Raw genomic sequence first — 20,973 nt, forward strand, 5'->3', positions numbered from 1 at the left:
AGCATGAGCATCGGCCTCGACCGGGTCGATCTTACGGACCTCGGGCCGGCGGAGGAGAAGTTCATTGCCGCTGTGGAGAAGCACGTGGCTGCGCTCACGTCCCCCTGGTGGAAACGCAATGTCACCTTGGTGAAGACATCAGCGTTGGCTCTCAGTGCACGATCGATTCCCAAGGTGTGATCCACGCCGGGCGGAGTCCCGCCGACTGCGGGAGGTCGGCGACCTGGTGCGCCTGGTCTCGGAAGCGGACCCGGACGATAAGGCCGAGCTCTGTACGCAGCTGGGCCTGAAGCTCACGTACTACCCTGAAAAGCAGTATGTGGAGGCCCGGATCGAACCGGAACCTCCACATGTGCATTGAGTACGTGTCCGAGGACCGAGCCCGACCCCCACCGCTGCCCTCCCACGGGCGTCGGGAACCGCGTCCGCGAGCCGGGGCGCGGGTGGTCAGGCGTCCGCCGTCAGGGCGGCCGCGCCGGCCCGCGTCTCCGCGATCAGAAAGTCCACCACGTCCTCCATCCGCCCCCGCCGGGCGAGCACCTCGCGCTGGCGCGCGGCCGAGCTGCCGCGCGCCGTCGCCTCCCGCGCCAGCCCCGACACCAGCTCCCTGTCACCCGCGTCCTCCAGGTACGGGCGCAGGTCGTCCACCAGCCGCAGCACCACCTCCCCGGCCGGCCGGGGCGTGCCCTCGACGGGGTCCACCAGCTCGCCCTCCAGGCCCGAGCGCGCCGCCTGCCACGTCGCCGCCCGCACCGGCTCCAGCTGCACCTCGCCTCGCGGGTCACGCCGGGCGGCCTCCAGCTCCCGCGCCACCAGCGCCCGGAACAGCCCGGCGATCAGCACGATGTCGTCCACCCGCGGGCACGCGTCGCAGACCCGCAGCTCCACGGTCGGCACGTGCGCCGACGGCCGGACGTCGAAGTAGATCATCCCCGGGTCGCTGATCACCCCGGAGCGCACCAGGTCCTCCACCATCCCCTCGTACTCGGCGGCGGAGCCGTACCGGCTCATCGGCCCGGCGGTGGGCCAGCGCTGCCACACCATCGTGCGGTAGCTCGCGTACCCCGTGTCCGCCCCCAGCCAGTACGGCGAGCTGCAGCTGAGCGCGAGCAGCGGCGGCAGCCACGGCGTCACCCGGTGCGACACCAGCACGGCCAGGTCGCGGTCGGCCACCTCGGCGTGCGCCTGCGTGCCGCAGATGAGCTGCTCCCGGGTGAGGAGCTGGTAGTCGTCGAGCATCTGCTCGTAACGGGGATCGGGGGAGACCTTCATCCGGTCCGCGTCGCCCAGCGGCACGCTGCCCGCCGCGACGATGCCCAGGCCCAGCTCGTCGGCGACGCCCGTCAGCGTCGAACGCAGCTCGATCAGGTCCCGCGCCAGGTCCTGGAGACTCGTGACGGGCTTGCTGTTGGCCTCCACGGCCGACCGCTGGAGCTCCCGCGTGAACCGGTCCTCCGGCAACCGCTCCAGCAGGGCACCGGACCGGGAGACCAGGTGCCGGGTGCCGGAGTCGACGATGTGGAACTCCTCCTCGACTCCGACGGCGATCTCACGTGCGGAACTCGTCATGGGGGCCACTCCTGGGGTTGGTCGGCGTGTCGTTGCGCCGGTCATCTCCCCGAAAACGCGGCTTTCGCACCTCGCCCTGGTGCGTGCCCCCTTTTGCGCCGGGGCGTCAGGCCGGCGTGAGCGGGCCGCGGCGCTCGCGCGCCGAGAGATGGTCGTCCAGCCCCGCGGCGGCGAGCAGCCGCTCGGCCGACGGGGACAGATGAGCGAGGCTGAGGGTGCCACCCCTGCTCTGCAACGATCGTTTGAGCGCCATCAGCACGCGCAGCCCGGAGCAGTCGATGAACGACACCTGGCTGAGGTCGACCTCCAGCGCGGACACGGACTGGTGCTCGATCATGGTGTTCAGGCTCTTCTTCAGAAGCTCGGCGGTGGCGAGGTCGATCTCACCCCGCAGGTGCGCGACGGTGCGCCTGGTCTCGGTTTCCACGGTGACGTTCAGCGACTCCATCGCATCCTCCAGATGGATCGGCCGGCGCGGACTCCACAAAAGCCGCGTTGCACCGCAGGCCACCACATTCGTCTCCCAGCTGTCACCCTCGGATCCGTAAAATTCGCGCCTCCGTTGGCCGACGGTCCCCACGAACCCCCGTGGCGGGCGGCGAAACCGAGCCCGCGGAAGCCGCTCCCGAAGACGCCCGCAGGGGGCAGATCAAGAGGCGCGTCTGGGTAAGGTCGATGGCGTGTCCACCCTTCTGTATGGACTGTCACAAGCATCGGGTGAGCATCCGGCGGCGTGGTGGTTGGCCAAGTCGGGAAAGCTGCTCCAGTTTCTCGCCGGACTGGCGGTCGCACTCGATCTTGTCGGTCGCGAGCGGTTACGGAGCGCCCACAAGCGGGCAACGCGACAACGCGCATTACTTCGTGAGATCCGGGAGTTCGCGAAGTACGACCACCTACCGAAACAGCTGGCCGAGACGATCCTGGGCGCACCGATCGAGGCCACCGTCGTCCCGGGCACCATTCCTATCAACGGATCTGTCATTCCTCATGTCAAGGGGTATCGGTTCTCCGTTTCTCCACCCGCGGCGGTGCCGCCGCTGCTGTCCGCCGCCGATGTCAAGGAATTCATCGAACGGGCGAGCACTCGAATCAGAGCGGAATGCCCGTGCAGCGAGCAGCACGACGACCGCATATGCCCTGATCAGGCGATATTCATCGAGACGGAAGCCGTACAGGAGGTCGCTCGCCGGCTCGGCTTGTCGGAGCAGGCGCATTCTTTCCTGACCGCGCAACACAGCAGGTACGGCACCGATGGGGGTCTGTCCGGCTGCATCATTCCCTTGATGGTTACGCTCGGTGCGGCAGGGGTCGCCGCTTTCTTCCTCGCCCTGCGACAGGTCATCCCGGCAGTCGTGGGGTGGGCCGTCTTCGTCGCCGGAAGCGCCTTCGCGATGGCCCTGCAACATCGGCGGGTCAGAATCAACACTCATGTGCGCGTGACCGTGGCCGCCGTACGGGTCCTGAGTTCCTGGGGCCTGTTCCTCCTCGGGCGGCAGGCCACCGGCGATCCGGTCAAATGGGCGGCCCTGGTCCTGTTCATCGCGGGGTCGATATTGGACCTCGTGTGGGGGTGAACCGCTGTCCCTCGCACGCACCTGCCGCATCGCCGTCGCCGGGGCACCCGGTGCCGGACCACTAAGGCCGCCAGATCCTCTCGTAGGCGGCCTGGTAGCCGGGTGGGTCCCAGGACGTGGCGGTGCCCACGTTGGTCGCCGTCGTCAGGTGGACGGGCGGGACGTAACCGCTCGGCGGCACGCCGGCGAACGCCCGGTTCAGCTCGTCGACGATCTGGTGGCCCTGCGCGCCCAGCGGCTCGGGGACGGTCGCCGCCTGGTACTGGCGGGCGCGGATCCGCTCGAAGGCCGACGGGTCGCCGTCGCCCGCGCCGATGGCGTACGGGGCGCCGCCGCCCGGCCGGCCCGCGGCGCGCAGCGCCGGTGCGGCGTCGGCGAAGTACAGGTCGTTGACGGCGACCGAGTACGTCCACCGGTCGCCGAGGCGCGACAGCAGCGACGACGCCTCCTGCGCCGTGCGGGTGCCCGCGTCGGGCAGCGGGATGTTCTCGCGAGCGAGCAGCGTGACGCCCGGGCAGCCGAGCAGCGTCCTCTCGATCAGCCGCGCCTTGTACTGCGCGAACGGGATCGAGGAGTCGCTGAACACCACGACCCCCGCGCCCCCGCCTGACCTCGCGATGATCCAGTACGCGCTGAGCCGGGCGACGTCCTCCACCCGGGTGGTGACGTTGGCGAACAGCCTCGGGCTCGCGCTGGGCCCGGGGGAGCGGGTCGCGTGCCAGCCGACCAGCGTGATGCCCGCCTGATCGGCCTGGCGCACCTGCTGGGCGACCGAGCCCGGGTCGAAGCCGCCGATCACGATCCCGGACGGGCGCAACGCGATCGCCTGCCCGAAGGCGGCGCGGACGCCGGCCGGCGTGCCCTGGCCGTCGATCACCCGCGCCTTCCAGCCGATCGAGCGGGCCGCCCCGGTGACGGCGGAGGCCGTGCCGGCGACGCCGGGGTTGGTCATGGTGGCGGCCACGTACACGATGCTCCTGCCGGGGACGGCCCGGGGCCCGGTCGTGGGCCCGTCCCAGGGGGCGGTGCGCTCGGCGCGGGCGACGGCCTCCCGGGCCGTGGCGAGCACAGCGGGGCACGGCCGCGCCGGCCGGCCGGGGTCCGGGGCGTCGCCGCCCGCGCAGCCGCCGGTCAGCACGACGGCGAGCAGCAGCGCGGCCACAGCGCGCACGAGCCGGGCGGTCGCGCGCACGGGCGGGGCGGTCGCGCGTACGGGCGGGGTGGTCGCGCGTACGGGCCGGGCGGTGGCGCGCCTGGAACAGCCGGCGCTCACGGGCGGGGCGGGGCTCATGGGGCTCCCCGGCTCTCCGCCGGGGGACGGGCGCGCAGCCGCCGCCGGGCCGAGAAGCCGACGAGGCCCACCGCCACGAGCAGCGTCAGCCCGTTGAACAGCGGAGTCACCCAGAACTCCGCGCCGAGCTGCCCGAGCCCCGACAGGCCGACGGCCAGGATGGCGACCGCCACCACCGTGCCCAGCGGGTTGGGCCGGCCCGGCCGGATCACGGACGAGCCGAGCAGCGCCGCGGTGAACGCAGGCAGCAGGTAGTCCAGCCCGACGCTCGGGTTGCCGATCTGGTTCTGGGCGGCGAGCAGGACGCCCGCGAAGCCGGTCACCAGCCCGGAGGCGGTGAAGGCCGCGCAGACGTGGCGGCGGGTGCGGATGCCGGCCAGTTCGGCGGCCCGCGGGTTGGAGCCGATGACGTACAGGTAGCGCCCGAGGGGGAGGCGTTCGAGGATCACCCACAGCGCCGCCGTCAGCGCCGCGACGTACAGCGCGGGCACGGGCAGCCCCAGCGCCGTCGCGTCGGTCAGGCTCGTGAACCCGCCGGGCAGCCCCCCGGGGCCCGGCACGATCCGCGCGCCCCCGGTCACCCACCCCGTGATCGCGTACAGCACGCTGCCCGTGCCGAGGGTGGCGATGAACGAGTCGATGCGGGCGAACTCGACGAGCAGCCCGTTGACCGCCCCCGCCAGCGCCCCGCCCGCCAGGACGCCGAGGCAGGCCAGCGGCCACGGCCAGCCGGCCGACACGATGAGGCTCAGCGTAACGACGTGCCAGAGGCCGATCCCGTACCCGATGGACAGGTCGAACTTGCCCGTGACGATCGGCACCATCGCGCCCAGCGCCAGGATCGCGGTGATCGCGTTCGTGGACAGCACCACCCGCAGGTTGGCCAGGGTGGGGAAGGTCTGGGGCAGCACCAGGGAGAACACGGCGAACAGCAGGACCGCCAGCGCCAGCAGCCCGTAGGCGCCGACGAGCCTGCCGGGTGCGGACCGGCGCCGGGGTGCCCGGCCTCCGGCGGCCATCAGCGGTCCGTCCCGGTGACGGCGCGGGTGAGCCCGGTGACGGTGAGGGCGTCGCCGGCCGGCTCGGCGGTCACCGCGCCGCGCGTGAGGACGAGCGCGCGGTCGCACACGTGTGTGATCTCCTCGGCGTCGGCCGAGACCAGCACGGCCGCCAGACCTTCGCTCAGGGCGGCGTCCAGCAGCCGGTAGATCTCGGGCCGGGCCGCGACGTCCACCCCGGCCGTCGGCTCCTCCAGGATCAGCACCCGCCGTCCGGTCCACAGCCAGCGGCCGATCAGCGCCTTCTGCTGGTTGCCGCCCGACAGCGCGGTGAACGGCAGCTCGGTGTCGGCGGGTCGGACCCCGAGGCGCGCCAGCAGGCCCGCGGCCCGCGTCCGCTCCTCGCGAGGCCCGATCCAGGTCAGCGGTGAGCCGCCGCGCAGGCGCGGGTTGGCCAGGACGTTCTCCCGGACGGTGAGGCCGGGGGCGGCGCCCTCCTCCAGCCGGTCGCCCGCGACCAGACCGGCACCCGCCTCGACGGCCTCCGGCGCCGACGCCGGCAGGTAGGGCCGCCCGTCCAGCAGCACCCGCCCGTCCAGGACGGGCCGCACGCCGGCCAGCGCCCGCCCCACGTCCACGTGTCCCGCGCCGGCGAGCCCGGTCAGGCCGATCGCCTCGCCGGCCCGCAGGTCGAAGCCGACCGGACCGGCCAGCGCGGTGCGCAGGCCGCGCACGCTCAGCACCACCTCACCCGGCTCCCGGCGCGGCCGGCGGTGAACGGCGGGCTCGCCGCCCACGATGGCGCGCACCAGGTCGTCGTGGTCGATGGGCTCGCCCGCCACGATGGCGCGCTCCAGGTGCCCGTCGCGCAGGACGGCCACGCTGTCGGCCAGCTCGCGCACCTCGGCGAGCCGGTGGCTCACGTACACGACGCCGCGGCCACGGTCGCGCAGCCCGCGCAGCACGCCGAACAGCCGGTCGCGGTCGGCCGCGCCCAGGCTCGCGGTCGGCTCGTCCAGCACGATCACCTCGGTGTCGCGGGCCAGCGCGCGGGCCACGGCGACCAGCGCCCGCTCGGCCCGGGTGAGATCGCCCGCCCGCTCGCCGGGGTCCACCCGGGCGCCGACCGCGTCGAGCGCCGCCGCGCAGCGCACGCGCGTCCCGCGTCCGGAGATGAGGCCGCCGCGGCGGGGGTAACCGGCGCCCAGGGCGACGTTCTCCGCGACGGTCATCCAGTCGACCAGGCCGGGGTCCTGGTGGACGAACGACATCCGGCCGGCCGCGGCCCGGCCGCCGAGCGGGTGCCCGGCCACCGTGACCTCCCCGGCGTCGGCGCGGTGCACCCCGGCCAGGATCTTGATCAGGGTGGACTTGCCCGCGCCGTTCCGGCCGAGCAGCGCCAGGACGCTGCCGCGGGCCAGGTCGAGATCGACGCCGTCGAGCGCGGGGATGCCGCCGAACCGCTTGCGCAGCCCGCGGACACGGACAAGCGGCTCCGGCTCAGCCCTGCCGAGATCGTGGCTGGCGCAGTCGTGCACAGGCCCCTCCGCGGGGCTCGGATCGCCCGGCGGGCAAGCTGCGACGGCCCGTCCGATGTTCCGTTCATCGTACAGAACCAAAGGTCAAGGGCTTGTTCAGCCGGCCTGACGAGTGTTCCAGGCGCGCACGATCTGCGCGCGCGAGGTGAAGCCCAGCTTGCGCAGCACGTTCTCGACGTGGTTCTCGGCGGTGCGTTGCGCGATCACCAGCGTCTCGGCGATCTGCCGGTTGCTCAGCCCCCGCGCCACCAGCTCGGCGATCTCCCGTTCCCTGCGGGTCAGCACGGCCGCGACACCGGGCTCCTGCTCGGCGTCACCGGTGTCGAGCAGCAGCCCGTCCTCCAGCGCGTACGCCGCCGCGGCGTCCAGCGTGAGCTCCGAGCCGCGCAGGAAGCCCGCGGTGAACTCCTCGTCGCCCAGCCCGCGCCGCAGCAGCTGCTCGCACCGGTCATGCAGGCCCGCCAGGTGGCCGAGCCCCGACAGCGACGTCCCGATCGACCGCCACACCATGTGGGCGGCGCCGAGCAGCTCGGCGGCGCGCGGCCGCGCCCCCTCGCCGGCCAGGATCCACGCCAGCCCCTCCAGGCACTGGGCGAGACCGAGGTGGTCGTGGCAGCGCACCTTGACGCGGATCGCGTCGCGCATCATGGCGGCGGCCGCCGGCGCGTCGCCCAGCCGCCACCGGTCCAGGGCCACGATCCACAGCCCGTACGACACCGACCACTCGGCGCGCTCCCGCCGGGCCGTCTCCAGGACCTCCTCGCACAGCGCGGACGAGCGGGGAGCGTTCATGAACACGGCGGCCATCGCGAGCTGGAGCAGCGTGACCCAGGCGTGGCCCCGGTGGCCGAGCGCCCGCCGCCGCTCCAGCGCCTCCTCCAGCAGCGTGAACGCGCGCGGGAAGGCGCCCGCGAGCAGCGCCGCGAATCCGGTGATGTGCACCGCCCCGGCCAGATCGGCCTCGTCGCCGAGCCGCTCGGACAGCGCCCGGCACTCCTCCAGCAGCGGCCGCGCGGCGGCGGGGTCGCCCCGCAGCAGCACCAGCCAGGCGTCCACCCAGAGCGCCTTGGCCCGCGCGGAGCCGGGCGCGGTCTCGGCGGCCAGTGCCCGCTCCAGCCAGTGGTGCCCCTCGCTCGGCGACGTCCACGACAGCCGGTGGCTCCACATCGCCGCGCCGATCTCCAGCGCGGCCCACGCCTGCCCCGGCTCGCTCAGGCAGAACTCCAGGGCGGCGCGCACATTGGCCTGTTCGAGGCGGAGTCGGGCCAGCCAGCGCATCTGGTGCTCGCCGAACCACTCGGCCTCGGCCCGCTCGGCCAGCTCACGGCACCAGTCGCGGTGGCGCAGCCGCAGGGCCGTGCGCCGGCCCGACTCGGCCAGCCGCTCCTCGCCGTACTGGCGCAGCGTCTCCAGCATGTCGTAGCGGGCACCGTACCCGTGCTCCTCGGGCGGCAGGCCCGCCAAGCCCGGGTCCTGCTCCCTGCGGAGCACGATCGACTTGTCGACCAGCTCGGTCAGCACGTCGGACACGGCCGCCCCGGCGATCTCGTCCGGGGCGCAGACCCGCTGCGCCGCCTCCAGGTCCCAGCCCCCGGAGAAGACCGACAGCTCCCGCCACAGGGCGCGCTCCCCGGGCGTGCACAGGTCGTAACTCCAGTCGACGAGCGCCCGCAGCGTCCGCTGGCGCGGTATCGCCACCCGGCTGCCCTGGGAGAGCAGCCGGAACCGGTCGTTGAGCCGGTCGAGGATCTGCTCGACCGACAGCACGCGCATCCGGACCGCCGCGAGCTCGATGGCCAGCGGGATCCCGTCGAGCCGCCGGCACAGCCGGGTCACCGCCACGCTGTTGCCCGCGTCGACCGTGAAGTCCGGCACCACGGCCGCCACCCGGTCGGCGAACAGGCTGACCGCCTCCGACAGCACCTCCGGCGCCGGCCCGAGGCCAGGCCCGGGGTCCGCCTCCCCGTCCGTCCCGGCGCCGGCCGCGACCACCCCGGGCCCACCGGACGCCGCTCCGGACGCCACTCCGGATCTCGTGCCGGACGCGGGTTCGGGGGCCGCTCCGGATTCCGGTCCAGCGACGGGGGTGAGCGCCGGACCGGGCAGCTCGTCCGGCACGGTCTCCAGGGCTTCCGGCGCGGCCCCCGGGGCAGCCGGTACGGCGCCCGGGGCGCCCGGCACCGTCAGCGGCGGCACCTCAAGCACGCTCTCGCCGGCCACGTGCAGCGGCTGCCGGCTGGTGGCGAGGATCCGCACGCCGGGCCCGGCCGCGAGCAGCTCGCCCACCAGAGCGGCGCACTCGGGCAGCAGATGCTCGCAGTTGTCGAGCACCAGGAGCGTCCGCCGGCCGCGCAGGTGCTCGCGCAGCCCCTCCAGGTCGTTGCGGGGGCAGCCGATCGCCTGGGCGACCGTCTCGCCGAGCAGCTCCCCGGCGGCCAGCGGGGCGAGGTCGGCCAGCCAGCTCCCGTCAGGGAAGCTCCGCACCGTCTCGGCGGCCAGCCGCAGCGCCAGCCTCGTCTTCCCGACGCCGCCCACGCCGGTCAGCGTCAGCAGCCGCCCAGCGCAGAGCAGGCGCCGCGCCTCGGTCAGCTCCTGCCGGCGCCCCACGAAACTGGTCAACTCGACGGGCAGGTTCCCCGTTGCCCGTCGCGTCGTCGCCCCCGTGGCCATGTCGGGTTCAGTCATACCCTCCCGGACGCGTGATGAGCCCCCGGCCTGCCGGAACCTGCGAGGGGCCGCGGATCGAGACCCAGCCGGGCGCCCTCCCGGAACGCCGCCTGATACGCCCGGACCCCTAGGGCGCGCCGGGCCCGCGCCACGCACCGCTCATGCCACGGCGCGTGGTACGACAGCCGGAACGGGGAGGCGTCCACGGACTGCCACAGGGCGTGCGCGGCGCCCAGCAGCCGGGCCGCCCGGCCGTGGTCGCCGTGGGCGCCCGCCGCCCACGCCAGCACCTCCACGCACTGCGTCAGGCACCACTTGTCGTCGATGTCGCGGGTGAACTCCGCCGCCTCGCCCACCAGCTCCTCGGCCCGCTGCAGGTCGCCGAGGTTCCACAGCACGATGCCGAGCACGAGCTGCGCGTACGAGCGGGTCACGGGCGCCCCGTGCTCCTCGCACAGCGCCAGCATCTCCTCGCCGCACTCCGCCGCCCGCCCGGGGCTCTGGCTCGCCCCGTACGCCGCCAGGTAGTACAGGTTGAACGCCACCCCGTCGAGGTCGCCCGCCGCCCTGTGCAGCGCCAGCGACTCCTCCAGCAGCGCGAGCCCGCGCCCCGGCTCGCCGGTGGAGAACGCGGCCACGCCGCTGGTCCGCACCGCGTACGGGAGCACGTCCGCGAACCCCTCGCGCCGGACCAGCGCCCCGCACTCCTCCAGCCGGGGCGCCGCCGCGGCGGGGTCGCCCTGGCGCAGCGCCAGCATGCTGTACACCCACAGCGCCGTCGCCCGGCCGCGGTCCGGCGCGGTCACCCGCTCCAGGCCGCGTTCCAGCCAGTACCGTCCCTCCGTGGCGGAGCCGGACAGCAGCCAGAACGACCACAGCGACGCGGTCATCTCCAGCCCCACGGCGGGCGGTCCCGGCCCGCCGAGGCACGTCTCGATCGCGGCGCGCAGGTTGGGCAGCTCCCGCCGCAGCAGCCGGTAGCGCTCCAGCTGGTCGGGGACCGTCTCGTGGATCCGGTTGCGGGCCACGAGGTCCCGGTGGTGGCCGAGGTAGCGCTCGCGCAGGTCCCGCTCCTCGTCGCCGGCCAGCCGCTCGCAGCCGTACGCGCGGATGGTGTCCAGCATGCGGTACCTGACGCAGCCCTCCGCCTGCTCGCCGATGAGGATCGACTTGTCGACCAGCCCCGCCGCCAGGTCGAGCACCTCGCACCCGTCCACCTCGCCGCCGGCGCACACCGCCTCGGCCGTCTCCAGGCCGGCCCCCGCGGGGAACATCGAGAGCCGGGCCCAGAGCCGCTGCTCGCCGGCCGAGCACAGGCGGTAGCTCCACTCCATGGTCGCGCGCAGCGTCCGCTGCCGCGGCGGCAGCGTGGCCGGCGACGTCACGGCCTGAAGACGCTCGTCCAGCTCGCGCGCCAGCCGGTCCAGCGGCACCGTGCGCAGCCGGGCCGCCGCCAGCTCGATCGCCAGCGGCAGCCCGTCGAGGCGCCGGGCGAGCATGGCCACGTCCGCGGCGTTCTCCCGGGTCAGCCGGAACCCCGGCGAGGCGTCGGCCGCCCGGTCGGCGAACAGCCGCACGGCGTCGTGCCGGGCTATGACGTGCGGCGGCAGCCCCGGGTCCGGAACCGGCAGGGACGGAACCGGGAGCACGTGCTCGCCGTACACGCCCAGCCTCTGCCTGCTCGTGATGAGGAGCCGAAGCCTCGGCGCCTCGCGCAGCACCCGGGCCGCGAAACGGGCGCACGCCTCCAGCAGGTGCTCGCAGTTGTCGAGGACGAGCAGCATCCGCCGCCCGGCCAGGTGGTCCTCCAGCAGCGCCATGGGGTCGGAGTCGCCGTCGCGCAGCCCCAGCGCCGCGGCGACCGTCGGCGCCAGCAGCTCGCCGGCCGCCAGGGAGGAGAGCTGCACGACCTCGACCCCGTCGCGGAAGGCGCCGCGCAGGGTGGCGGCGACCTTGAGCGCCAGGCGGCTCTTGCCGACGCCTCCCGTGCCGGTCAGCGTGAGCAGCCGGGCCCGGGCAAGAGCCTTCCGAGCCGCGGCCACCTCGTGCCTGCGGCCGACGAAGGTGGACTCGCTCACCACGGCCATGGATTGACTGCTCCACCGGCCGGCGCCTCCGGGAAGGCTTCCCGCTGAGCAGACCGGCCGATGCCTTCCAGCCTAGAACTCCGCCCGTCGCCACCTCCCGCGGGTGGCCCCGGAAACGCCAACGGCCGCCATGGATCCCCCCAAGCCGGGGTTGAACCGGCCACGGGACGGCCAGGCACCTGGAGGGAGGAAACGATGCCCAAGCCCAGGATCGTGGTCGTCGGAGCGGGGTTCGGCGGCTACCACTCCCTGCGCGGCCTGGAGAGACTGCTCCCGCCCGGCGCGGCCGAGCTGGTGCTGGTCAGCCGTACCGACTACCACCTGTACACGCCGCTGCTGCCGCAGGTCGCCGCCGGGACCGTCAACCCGGCGGACGTCGCCGTGCCGCTGCGGTCGCTGCGGCGCACCCGCCTGTGGACCGGTCAGGTCACCGGCGCCGACCTGGGCAGCCGCACGGTGACCGTCCGCCACCACGACGGCGGCCAGTCCACCCTCTCCTGGGACCGCCTGGTGCTCGCGCCGGGCAGCGTCACCCGCATCCGCGACGTGCCGGGGCTGCGCGAGTACGCCCACGGCTTCAAGACCGTCATCGAGGCGGTGTACCTGCGCGACCGCGTCCTGGCCCAGCTGGAGCGGGCCGACGGCCTGCCCGACGGGCCGGAGCGGCAGGCGTGCACCACGTTCGTCGTGGTCGGCGCGGGGCTGGCCGGGACGGAGTACGTCGCGCAGATGCGGCTGTTCGTGGCGTCCGCGCTGCGCGCCTACCCGCGGCTGCGGGCCGAGCACATCCGCTGGATCCTCGTCGAGCACGGCCACGGCGTCCTGGAGCATCTGCCGCCGCGCCTGTCGCACCACGCGCTGGCCGTGCTGCGCTCGCGCGGCGTCGAGGTGCGGCTGAGCACCCTGGTGGACCGGCTCACCCCCGACACCGCGCACCTCAGCGACGGCACCACGGTGCCGTGCCGGCTGCTGGTGTGGACGGCGGGCGTCACCGGCAGCCCGCTCGTCGAGGACCTGGGGCTGCCCCTGGACAGGGGCCGGCTCACCGTGGGCGCCGACCTGGCCGTGCCGGGGCACCCGGACGTCTTCGCACTGGGCGACGCCGCGGCCGTGCCCGACCTCGGCCGCCCCGGCTCGGTGTGCCCGCAGACGGCCCAGCACGCCATGCGCCAGGGCCGGGCCGCGGCCCGCAACGTCGCGGCGAGCCTGGGACACGGCAGGGCCCGGCCGTACCGGCACCGCGACCTCGGCACCGTCGCGGACCTCGGCGGGGCCCAGGCCGCCGCCGCGCCGCTCGGCCTGCCCGTCACCGGTCCGCCGGCCAAGGCCGTCACCGGCGGCTACCACCTGTACGCCCTGCCCGGCGCGGGCAACCGGCTGCGCGTGGCCACCGACTGGGCGCTCAACGCCCTGCTCGGCCGCAACACGGTCAGCCTCGGCCTGGTTCCCGACGCCGCGGCCGGGCTCGTCCGCGCCGAGCAGCTCGGCATCGACCCGCCGCCCGAGCACTCTCCCGCCCCCTCGCGGCCGCCGGCGTGACAGGACGCGGCAACCCATCAGATTTGATGTATTGTGGGGCCATGAACGCTGTGGACCTGTTCCTGCTGGGGCGTACGCTGATGAAGATCGGCGAGGAGGCCATGCCGACGGAGGGGATCGGGCCGCAGACCACGAGCGTGCGCACCGTCCTCATCGTCGTCAGCGACGTCCGGAGCCATCCCGACACCTCGGTGGGCGAGATCGTCGCCCGCACCGGCCTGCCGCAGAGCGCCGTGTCGGCCTCTGTGGCCCGCCTGCGCGAGGCGGGCGCCGTGGTGACCGAGCCCGACCCCCGCGACCGGCGCAGGACCGTGATCAGGCACGCGCCCCAGCTGTCCGACCGGGTGGCCGAGGTGCGCGCGGCGCCGATCGAGCCCGCGCTGGCGCTCGCGCTGGGCGGCGCGGAGCCCGCCGGCCACACCGAGGTCACGGAGGTCACGGCCCTGCTGGAGGCCCTCGCCGCCCGCCTCACCCCCGACTCCCTGGCCCGTCTCAGGCCCTGACTCTTCCCGGCGTCCCCCGGTTTGAGGGTTCGGCACCAGCCTCTCCTGGTACCCGCGCCGAAAGTCTCAACGGGGAGGTCAATGACACACTTGCAGGCATGCCTTCCTCCCTCCCCAGCAAGCTGGCCGCCGACAGCCACGACGTCATCCAGGTGCGCGGCGCCAGGGAGAACAACCTGGCGGGTGTCTCCCTCGACATCCCCAAGCGGCGCCTGACGGTGTTCACCGGCGTCTCCGGCTCCGGCAAGTCGTCGCTCGTCTTCGACACGATCGCCGCGGAGTCCCGCCGGCTCATCAACGAGACCTACACCGCGTTCCTCCAGAACTTCATGCCCTCCCAGGCCCGCCCGGACGTCGACGCGCTGCGCAACCTCAGCGCCGCGATCATCGTGGACCAGGAGCGGATGGGCGCCAACGCCCGCTCGACCGTCGGCACCGCCACCGACTGCCACACCATGCTGCGGATCATGTTCAGCCGTCTCGGCGCGCCGCACGCCGGCCCGCCCTTCGCCTTCAGCTTCAACCGGGCCGAGGGCATGTGCCCCGTGTGCGAGGGGCTCGGCAAGACGTCCCAGATCGACGTGGACGAGCTGGTGGACCGCGACCTGTCCCTGAACGAGGGCGCGATCAAGGCACCGGGCTTCGCCAAGGACACGTGGTACTGGCAGCTCTACGCCAAGACCGGTCTGTTCGACCCGGACGCCCCGCTGCGCGACTACACCACGGAGCAGTGGGAGGACTTCCTCCACAAGCCCGCCACCAAGATCAAGATGGGCTCCAACACGTTCACCTACGAGGGGCTCGTCACCAAGGTCCGGCGCCTGTACCTCGCCAAGGACCGCGAGTCGATGCAGACGGCGGCGCGCGCCTTCGCCGACCGGGCGGTCAAGCTCGCCCCCTGCTCCGCCTGCGACGGCACCCGGCTCAACGACGCCGCCCGCGCCAGCCTCGTCGCCGGCCGCAGCATCGCCGACTGCTCGGCCATGCAGATCGACGAGCTGGCCGCGTTCGTCCGCGGCATCCGGGACGCCTCGGTCAAGCCGCTGCTCGACACGCTCCTGGAGACGCTCGACTCGCTCGTCGAGATCGGTCTCGGCTACCTGAGCCTGGACCGCGAGTCCTCCACCCTGTCCGGCGGCGAGGCCCAGCGCGTCAAGATGGTGCGGCACCTCACCTCCAGCCTCACCGACATCACGTACGTCTTCGACGAGCCGACCGCCGGGCTGCACCCGCACGACATCCAGCGCATGAACGGCCTGCTGCTGCGGCTGCGCGACAAGGGCAACACGGTGCTCGTCGTCGAGCACAAGCCGGAGACCATCGCCATCGCCGACCACGTCGTGGACCTCGGCCCCGGCGCCGGCGCCCAGGGCGGTCACGTCTGCTACGCCGGCGACCTCGACGGGCTGCGCGCCTCCGGCACGCTGACCGGCCGCTACCTCAGCCACCGCGTCAAGCTGCGCCAGGACGCCCGCCGCCCCACCGGTCACCTGCCCGTCCGCGGCGCCACGCGGCACAACCTGCGCGACGTGAGCGTGGACCTCCCGCTCGGCGTCCTCACCGTCGTCACGGGCGTTGCCGGCTCGGGCAAGAGCTCGCTCATCCACGGGTACGTCGCGGGACGCGAGGGCGTCGTGGTCGCCGACCAGTCGCCGATCCGCGGGTCGCGCCGCAGCAACCCGGCCACCTACACGGGGCTGCTCGACCCGATCCGGACGGCGTTCGCCAAGGCCAACGGGGTGAAGGCGAGCCTGTTCAGCGCCAACTCCGAGGGCGCCTGCCCGGCCTGCAAGGGCATCGGCCTCGTCTACACGGACCTGGCCATGATGGCCGAGGTGGCGTCGGTGTGCGAGGAGTGCGAGGGCAGGCGGTTCACGTCGGAGGTCCTCGCGTACCGGCTGCGGGGCCGCGACATCAGCGAGGTGCTGGCCATGCCGGTGGCGCAGGCGCTCGAGTTCTTCGGCTCCGGCCAGGCGCGGACGATCCTCGACCGGCTCGCCGCCGCCGGCCTTGGCTACCTCACGCTCGGGCAGCCGCTCACCACCCTGTCGGGCGGCGAGCGGCAGCGGCTCAAGCTGGCCGTCAACATGGCCCGCAACGGCACGACGTACGTCCTGGACGAGCCGACCACCGGCCTGCACCTGGCGGACGTGGACCAGCTGCTCGGGCTGCTGGACCGGCTGGTGGACGACGGCAACACGGTGATCGTCATCGAGCATCACCAGGCGGTGATGGCCCACGCCGACTGGATCGTGGACCTGGGACCGGGAGCCGGCCACGACGGCGGCCAGGTGGTGTTCTCGGGGACCCCGGCCGACCTGGTGGCCACCGGCACCTCCCTGACGGCCGATCACCTGCGGCTCTACGTGTCCTGAGCCCCCCTGGCGTCAATCAACGGCTGACGGCTGAGGCTAGCGTGTGGTGAAGGCGCCGCCGTTGACGTGGATGGTCTGTCCCGTGATGTGGCGCGCACCGGGCGAGGCGAGGAAGAAGACGGTCTGCGCGATGTCGCCGGGCGTGCCCGGCCGCTTGAGCAGCGTCTCCTCGACGAGCGCCTGGTGACGCGCCTCCGTCATGCCGCCGCCGAAGAAGCCGGTGCCGGTCACGTAGCCGGAGGAGATGACGTTGCAGGTGATGTCGCGCGGGCCGAGCTCGGCGGCGAGCGCGGCGTTCCAGGCGGCCAGCGCCGCCTTCGCCGCGCCGTAGGATCCGCCGCGGCGTTCCGCACCGATCGTCCCGATGCTGATGATCGAGGAGCCCGCGGTCAGCTTGTCGCGGACCGCGGCGGTGGTGAGGACCGCGGTGAACAGGTTGGTCGACACGCTCGACTGCCACTCGGCGGCCAGCCTTTCCAGGGGCGGCATCCCGGCCGGCGGCGTCTCCGGCAGTCCACCGGCGGTGTTGACGAGCACGTCGAGCGGGCCGTCCAGCCGCGCGCCGAGCTCGGCGACCTGGTCGGGCATGGTCGCGTCGCAGGCGATGCCGTGCACGCCGAGCTCCTTGGCGGCCGGCTCGACGGTGTCGGGCCGCCGCCCGGTGATGTGGACCTCCGCGCCGTCGGCCGCGAAGAGCGCGGCGACGGCGCGCCCGATGCCGCTGGTGCCTCCGGTGACGAGGACAGTTCTGGTCACGCTTCCTCCCTCGGGCGGTGTTATCGTTTAGATCTAAACATAGCGGAGGGCGGACAGTGACCGACAACCCGGCCGAGCCGGCCGAGATCGCGGCGGCCTGGCAGCGCGAGCGTCCGGGCACGCCCACGGACTCCATCGAGATCGTCACGCCCATCTGGCGGCTGGCGAAGATGTTCGCCGACGATCGCGTCCGTGTCCTGCGCGCGGCCGGCATCGACGCGGCCACGCTCGACCTGCTGTCGGTGATCCGCCGCTCCGGCCCGCCGTACACGCTGTCCACCCGCGAGCTGGCCGGCCGCACCCTGGTGACGGCCGGCGCGATCTCCCAGCGCGTCGCCCGCGCGGAGCGTGACGGTCTGGTGCGGCGGGCACCGGGCGCGACGGGGCGCAAGAGCGTCGACGTGTCGCTGACGGACGAGGGACACGCGCTGATCGAGCGATCGGTCGACTCGGTGCTCAGCCGTGAGGCCGGCCTGGTCGCGGGCCTGTCCGAGGACGAACGGGCCACGCTCGTGCGCCTGCTGGCGAAGCTCACGACCGACGTGCGGCGACGACAGGGGCTGTAGCGCGGCGTGCCGCCGGCCACCACCATTCCGGCGCGAGGGCGCGCCTTCTCCGCGTGGTGCGGCTACCGGCGCGCGCCCCGCCGTCTGGCCACCGGCTGGGCGCGCACCCGCTCCACGTGCCGCTCGTACATCTCGCGTGAGCGGCGCAGGAAGGCGGCCACCCGCTCCAGCTCCTCGGGCGTGAAGTCCTCCATCATGGTCTCGCCCTCGGCGACGAACGGGCCGTACAGGTCCCACGTCCTGGCGCCGGCCTCCTCGGTGATCCGCACGACGACCTTGCGGCGGTCGGAGGGGTCGGGGGAGCGGGTGAGGTAGCCGAGCTTCTCCAGCCGGTCGAGCATCGCGGTGACGCTGCCCGTGGTCAGGCCGAGCGCCGGCCCCAGCACGCTCGGGATGACCGGGCCCTGGGCGAGGATCTCCAGGCACCTCAGGTCCGTACGGTTCACGCCTAGGACGCCGGCGGCCGCCTCGTCGAAGGAGTCGACCGCGGCCTGCATCAGCCGCATCTCCTCGCCCACGGCGTCGCGGAGCTCGCCCGGAATTCTCCTTGACATTCAAGCCTCTCGAACTTCAAGATAAAGACGTCTCGAACATCAAGATACATGACGAACGAGACGAATCCCTTCCTTGTGCCTCGGAGAGGACCTGTCATGCGTGTCATCATCATCGGCGCCGGCACCGGCGGCATGTGCCTGGCCCACGGCCTGCGCCGGGCCGGCGTCCCCGTGGCCGTCTACGAGCGCGACCGCACCCGCGCCGACGGCCTGCACGGCTACCGCGTCGGCATCGACCCCACCGGCAACCGGGCGCTGAAGGAGTGCCTGCCGCCCGAGCTGTTCGACACCTTCGCCGCCACCTGCGCCCGCGCCCCGCGCTTCTTCAACGTCCTCACCGAGAAGCGCGGCACCACGGCGTCCTTCCCGCTCCGCCCCGAGGACGACGACCCGGTCAACACCGAGCGCTCGGTGTCGCGGATGACGCTGCGCCAGGTGCTGCTGACCGGCATGGAGGACGTCGTCCACTTCGGCAAGGAGTTCACCCGCTACGAGCGCAATGCCGACGGCACCGTCACCGCCTTCTTCGCCGACGGCAGCAGCGCGACCGGGGACGTGCTCGTCGCCGCCGACGGCACCGGCTCCCGCGTGCGCCGGCAGTACCTCCCGCACGCCCGGATCAAGGACAGCGGCATCATCGCCATCTCCGCCAAGGTGCCGATCACCGAGGAGACGCGGCGGCTGCTCACGCCGGAGATGTTCTACGGCATCTCGGCGATGTTCGCGCCCAGGGGCATGTTCTGCATCTGGCACGTCATGGAGTTCAAGTGGGGCCGCGAGGGCGGGATCAAGCATGACGTGGGCGGCAGCGAACGGGAGCTGATCGAGCGCTGGCCGGGCCTGCTCTACGACAACACACGCGACTACATCAACTGGGGCCTGTCGGCCGCCGCCTCCCGCTTCCCCGCCGGGATCATGGACCTGCGGGGCGCCGACCTCGTGGACGTCGCCCTCGGCATGACCGGGGACTGGCACCCGGACCTGCGCCGCCTGTTCACGCTGGCCGACCCCGGGAGCTGCTTCCCGATCAACATCCGCACCTCCGTCCCGGTCGACCCCTGGCCCACCACGAACGTCACGCTGCTCGGCGACGCGATCCACACGATGACCCCCGGCCAGGGCGTCGGGGCCAACACCGCGCTGCGCGACGCCATGCTGCTGTGCCGGGAGCTGGCCGGCGGCAAGCCGGTGCTCGACGCCGTCGCCGCCTACGAACGCCAGATGATCCCGTACGGCTTCGCCCGCGTGAAGGACTCGCTGAGCCGCATGGACGGCGACGGCGCCGCGCACAAGCCGGTCATCGGCCGCGCCCTGCTGGCCGGGATGCGCGGCTACTTCACCGTGGTGGACCGCGTGCCGGCCCTCAAGCGCAAGTTCGTCGACGACCTGTACGCCTACCGCGGGGCCGAGTGACCCTCCCGGCCGCCCAGCATGCCGGCGATGTCCTGGAAGAGCCGCTCGTGGGCGGCGGCGGCCTCGGGCGAGGTGAGGTCCATGTTCTGGATGAAGCCGTGGACGAGCCCCGGCTCCTGCCGGTGCGTCACCCGCACCCCTGCCTCGGCCAGCCGCCGCGCGTACGCGTCGCCCTCGTCGCGCAGCGGGTCGTGCTCGGCCGTGACGACGATGCTGTCCGGCATGCCGCGCAGGTCCGCGGCCGTCAGAGGGCTCGCCCGCGGGTCGTCACGGACCTCCGGGCCGGACGTCCACTGGCTTACCGCCCAGGACAGGAAACCGGCGTCGAGCCCGTACCCGGACCCCTTCTCCGCGACGCTGGGCATCGACAGCGTCAGGTCGGTGTTCGGGCAGATGAGGATCTGCCCGGCCGGCAGCGGCCCGCCCTCGTCCCGCAGCCGCAGGCACGCCATCGTCGCCACGTACCCGCCCGCGCTGTCACCGGCCACCGCCGCCGGCCGGGCCCACCGCAGGACCGCGACCGCGTCGTCCACGGCCGCGGGGTAGGGGTGCTCGGGGGCGCGCCGGTAGTCCACGGCCAGCACCTCGACGTCGCAGCGCGCGGCGAGGCGCCGGCAGGTGCGGTCGTGGGTGTCCAGGTCGCCGATCACCCAGGCCCCGCCGTGCAGGAACACCACCAGCGGCCGTGCCTCGGGGGAGGGCCGGTAGTGGCGGAGCCGGAGCCCGCCGGGCCCCTCCATGTCGCCGACGGCGGCCAGCTCCGGCCCCCGGGGGCGCCGGGCCGCCCGCAGGGCCGAGTCCCTGCGCAGCTGGGAGACGTCTGGAACGGTCATGACGCGCCATCCTAGAGGCCGCCGCCCGGGAGATGCGGGTACGGTGCCTCAGGTCACGGTCCAGCGGCCCTCGCGCATCAGCTCGCGGCCCTTCAGCTCGTTCTCCTCCCGCCACGCCAGGATCCGCAGCGGCGTGACGCGGAAGTAGAGGTACGGCGTCGGGAGCGCGCGCGGGTCGAAGCCCGTCTTGACGGCGAAGGCGTCGCCCTCCTCCTCCCGCAGCCTGGCGGGCGGCACGGTCTCGACGGACCCCTCGATCACGATCACGTCGCGGGTGTGGCCGAGCCCGAGCCGGACCCGCCCGCTGTGCCGCAGGTTGCGGCCCGTGGGGCTGTCCGCCGCCGTGGACAGGAGCAGGGTGGCGCCGTCCCACAGGAACGACAGCGGCACCAGGTGCGGCTGCCAGCCGTCGGGGCCGGCGGTGGACACCCAGGCGTCGACGTCACCGGCGAGCCGGTCGAGGACGTCCTGCTTGCGCCGGAGTGCGGTACGGGGCGGAGCCGGGGTCATCGGTGTGTTCTCCTTCACGCGCGTGTGCCGTCATGACTCTGGCACATCCGGGCGGGCGGATGTGACGGCTCCCGCTCACCGTCCGCGCGAGCGCATGTGACGGCCCCCGCCCGCCGTCCGCGCGAGCGTGTCAGCGATCTGTCAACGATCGCTCAGGCGGCTGTCGGCGGCCTCCGCGAGCATCACGGTGACCCGCCAGA

General features: G+C 73.7%; 18 protein-coding genes. 7 read left to right on the top strand and 11 right to left on the bottom strand.

Features of this window, described 5'->3' with window-relative positions; translation table 11 throughout:
• Window positions 1-3: 3 nt before the first annotated feature.
• Window positions 4-180: a hypothetical protein gene (locus ACIBG4_RS19535; protein ID WP_397202944.1), complete on the top strand. Its 177-nt coding sequence runs from the start codon at window positions 4-6 to the stop codon at window positions 178-180.
• 267 nt (window positions 181-447) lie between these two features.
• Here the strand turns inward: ACIBG4_RS19535 and ACIBG4_RS19540 are convergent, their stop codons facing one another.
• Window positions 448-1,569: a glutamate--cysteine ligase gene (locus ACIBG4_RS19540; RefSeq protein ID WP_397202945.1), complete on the bottom strand. Its 1,122-nt coding sequence runs from the start codon at window positions 1,567-1,569 to the stop codon at window positions 448-450.
• A gap of 106 nt (window positions 1,570-1,675) precedes the next feature.
• A complete protein-coding gene (locus tag ACIBG4_RS19545; protein WP_310709211.1) occupies window positions 1,676-2,017 on the bottom strand; it encodes an STAS domain-containing protein in 342 nt (113 codons plus the stop codon).
• Window positions 2,018-2,249: 232 nt separating this feature from the next.
• Here ACIBG4_RS19545 and ACIBG4_RS19550 point away from each other — a divergent pair, with 232 nt between their 5' ends.
• Window positions 2,250-3,143, top strand: coding sequence for a hypothetical protein (locus tag ACIBG4_RS19550; RefSeq protein ID WP_397202946.1), 894 nt, complete (start codon window positions 2,250-2,252; stop codon window positions 3,141-3,143).
• Between the two features lie 61 nt (window positions 3,144-3,204).
• On the opposite strand, the gene ACIBG4_RS19555 is transcribed toward ACIBG4_RS19550, so the two are convergent.
• The 5 genes from ACIBG4_RS19555 to ACIBG4_RS19575 form a co-directional block, all read right to left on the bottom strand.
• Complete coding sequence (locus ACIBG4_RS19555; protein ID WP_397202947.1) at window positions 3,205-4,434, bottom strand: substrate-binding domain-containing protein; 1,230 nt, start codon at window positions 4,432-4,434, stop codon at window positions 3,205-3,207.
• Window positions 4,431-5,453, bottom strand: a complete 1,023-nt coding sequence (locus ACIBG4_RS19560; RefSeq protein WP_397202949.1) for an ABC transporter permease — start codon at window positions 5,451-5,453, stop codon at window positions 4,431-4,433. Before ACIBG4_RS19560 ends, ACIBG4_RS19555 begins: the two co-directional genes overlap by 4 nt.
• Window positions 5,453-6,970: a sugar ABC transporter ATP-binding protein gene (locus tag ACIBG4_RS19565; protein ID WP_397202950.1), complete on the bottom strand. Its 1,518-nt coding sequence runs from the start codon at window positions 6,968-6,970 to the stop codon at window positions 5,453-5,455. The genes ACIBG4_RS19560 and ACIBG4_RS19565 overlap by 1 nt, the downstream gene beginning before the upstream one ends.
• 96 nt (window positions 6,971-7,066) lie before the next feature.
• Complete coding sequence (locus ACIBG4_RS19570; protein ID WP_397202951.1) at window positions 7,067-9,655, bottom strand: LuxR C-terminal-related transcriptional regulator; 2,589 nt, start codon at window positions 9,653-9,655, stop codon at window positions 7,067-7,069.
• The gene (locus tag ACIBG4_RS19575; RefSeq protein ID WP_397202952.1) at window positions 9,652-11,724 is read right to left on the bottom strand and encodes an ATP-binding protein; all 2,073 of its coding nucleotides are present in this window, start codon (window positions 11,722-11,724) and stop codon (window positions 9,652-9,654) included. Before ACIBG4_RS19575 ends, ACIBG4_RS19570 begins: the two co-directional genes overlap by 4 nt.
• Before the next feature lie 195 nt (window positions 11,725-11,919).
• Between ACIBG4_RS19575 and ACIBG4_RS19580 the strand changes: the two genes are divergently transcribed.
• From ACIBG4_RS19580 to ACIBG4_RS19590, 3 genes are all read left to right on the top strand, one after another.
• The gene (locus ACIBG4_RS19580) at window positions 11,920-13,263 is read left to right on the top strand and encodes an NAD(P)/FAD-dependent oxidoreductase (protein WP_397202953.1); all 1,344 of its coding nucleotides are present in this window, start codon (window positions 11,920-11,922) and stop codon (window positions 13,261-13,263) included.
• Window positions 13,264-13,304: 41 nt separating this feature from the next.
• The gene (locus ACIBG4_RS19585; protein WP_310715260.1) at window positions 13,305-13,766 is read left to right on the top strand and encodes a MarR family transcriptional regulator; all 462 of its coding nucleotides are present in this window, start codon (window positions 13,305-13,307) and stop codon (window positions 13,764-13,766) included.
• Between the two features lie 98 nt (window positions 13,767-13,864).
• On the top strand, window positions 13,865-16,141 hold the full coding sequence (locus ACIBG4_RS19590) for an ATP-binding cassette domain-containing protein (RefSeq protein ID WP_397202954.1): 2,277 nt from the start codon (window positions 13,865-13,867) through the stop codon (window positions 16,139-16,141).
• Window positions 16,142-16,177: 36 nt separating this feature from the next.
• Here the strand turns inward: ACIBG4_RS19590 and ACIBG4_RS19595 are convergent, their stop codons facing one another.
• On the bottom strand, window positions 16,178-16,897 hold the full coding sequence (locus ACIBG4_RS19595) for an SDR family NAD(P)-dependent oxidoreductase (RefSeq protein WP_397202955.1): 720 nt from the start codon (window positions 16,895-16,897) through the stop codon (window positions 16,178-16,180).
• A gap of 56 nt (window positions 16,898-16,953) precedes the next feature.
• Here ACIBG4_RS19595 and ACIBG4_RS19600 point away from each other — a divergent pair, with 56 nt between their 5' ends.
• The gene (locus tag ACIBG4_RS19600) at window positions 16,954-17,463 is read left to right on the top strand and encodes a MarR family transcriptional regulator (RefSeq protein ID WP_355448672.1); all 510 of its coding nucleotides are present in this window, start codon (window positions 16,954-16,956) and stop codon (window positions 17,461-17,463) included.
• Window positions 17,464-17,525: 62 nt separating this feature from the next.
• On the opposite strand, the gene ACIBG4_RS19605 is transcribed toward ACIBG4_RS19600, so the two are convergent.
• A complete protein-coding gene (locus ACIBG4_RS19605; RefSeq protein WP_355448669.1) occupies window positions 17,526-18,017 on the bottom strand; it encodes a MarR family transcriptional regulator in 492 nt (163 codons plus the stop codon).
• A gap of 96 nt (window positions 18,018-18,113) precedes the next feature.
• Here ACIBG4_RS19605 and ACIBG4_RS19610 point away from each other — a divergent pair, with 96 nt between their 5' ends.
• Entirely contained in the window at window positions 18,114-19,430 is a 1,317-nt protein-coding gene (locus tag ACIBG4_RS19610) for an FAD-dependent oxidoreductase (RefSeq protein WP_397202956.1), read from the top strand.
• Here ACIBG4_RS19610 and ACIBG4_RS19615 read toward each other — a convergent pair.
• Both ACIBG4_RS19615 and ACIBG4_RS19620 read right to left on the bottom strand, forming a co-directional pair.
• On the bottom strand, window positions 19,412-20,263 hold the full coding sequence (locus ACIBG4_RS19615; RefSeq protein ID WP_397202957.1) for an alpha/beta hydrolase: 852 nt from the start codon (window positions 20,261-20,263) through the stop codon (window positions 19,412-19,414). The genes ACIBG4_RS19610 and ACIBG4_RS19615 overlap by 19 nt on opposite strands.
• Before the next feature lie 48 nt (window positions 20,264-20,311).
• Entirely contained in the window at window positions 20,312-20,773 is a 462-nt protein-coding gene (locus ACIBG4_RS19620; RefSeq protein ID WP_397202958.1) for a pyridoxamine 5'-phosphate oxidase family protein, read from the bottom strand.
• Between the last annotated feature and the right edge of the window lie 200 nt (window positions 20,774-20,973).

The sequence above is a fragment of the Nonomuraea sp. NPDC050383 genome, from assembly GCF_044459125.1.
GTDB lineage: Bacteria > Actinomycetota > Actinomycetes > Streptosporangiales > Streptosporangiaceae > Nonomuraea.

What these genes read in the sequence shown, in the direction of transcription:
- ACIBG4_RS19615 (WP_397202957.1), bottom strand. Translation starts at nt 20,263, where the DNA reads ATGACCGTTCCAGACGTCTCCCAGCTGCGCAGGGACTCGGCCCTGCGG.
- ACIBG4_RS19590 (WP_397202954.1), top strand. Translation starts at nt 13,865, where the DNA reads ATGCCTTCCTCCCTCCCCAGCAAGCTGGCCGCCGACAGCCACGACGTC.
- ACIBG4_RS19535 (WP_397202944.1), top strand. Translation starts at nt 4, where the DNA reads ATGAGCATCGGCCTCGACCGGGTCGATCTTACGGACCTCGGGCCGGCG.
- ACIBG4_RS19540 (WP_397202945.1), bottom strand. Translation starts at nt 1,569, where the DNA reads ATGACGAGTTCCGCACGTGAGATCGCCGTCGGAGTCGAGGAGGAGTTC.
- ACIBG4_RS19560 (WP_397202949.1), bottom strand. Translation starts at nt 5,453, where the DNA reads ATGGCCGCCGGAGGCCGGGCACCCCGGCGCCGGTCCGCACCCGGCAGG.
- ACIBG4_RS19620 (WP_397202958.1), bottom strand. Translation starts at nt 20,773, where the DNA reads ATGACCCCGGCTCCGCCCCGTACCGCACTCCGGCGCAAGCAGGACGTC.
- ACIBG4_RS19610 (WP_397202956.1), top strand. Translation starts at nt 18,114, where the DNA reads ATGCGTGTCATCATCATCGGCGCCGGCACCGGCGGCATGTGCCTGGCC.
- ACIBG4_RS19605 (WP_355448669.1), bottom strand. Translation starts at nt 18,017, where the DNA reads ATGTCAAGGAGAATTCCGGGCGAGCTCCGCGACGCCGTGGGCGAGGAG.
- ACIBG4_RS19575 (WP_397202952.1), bottom strand. Translation starts at nt 11,724, where the DNA reads ATGGCCGTGGTGAGCGAGTCCACCTTCGTCGGCCGCAGGCACGAGGTG.
- ACIBG4_RS19570 (WP_397202951.1), bottom strand. Translation starts at nt 9,655, where the DNA reads ATGACTGAACCCGACATGGCCACGGGGGCGACGACGCGACGGGCAACG.
- ACIBG4_RS19580 (WP_397202953.1), top strand. Translation starts at nt 11,920, where the DNA reads ATGCCCAAGCCCAGGATCGTGGTCGTCGGAGCGGGGTTCGGCGGCTAC.
- ACIBG4_RS19555 (WP_397202947.1), bottom strand. Translation starts at nt 4,434, where the DNA reads ATGAGCCCCGCCCCGCCCGTGAGCGCCGGCTGTTCCAGGCGCGCCACC.
- ACIBG4_RS19545 (WP_310709211.1), bottom strand. Translation starts at nt 2,017, where the DNA reads ATGGAGTCGCTGAACGTCACCGTGGAAACCGAGACCAGGCGCACCGTC.
- ACIBG4_RS19585 (WP_310715260.1), top strand. Translation starts at nt 13,305, where the DNA reads ATGAACGCTGTGGACCTGTTCCTGCTGGGGCGTACGCTGATGAAGATC.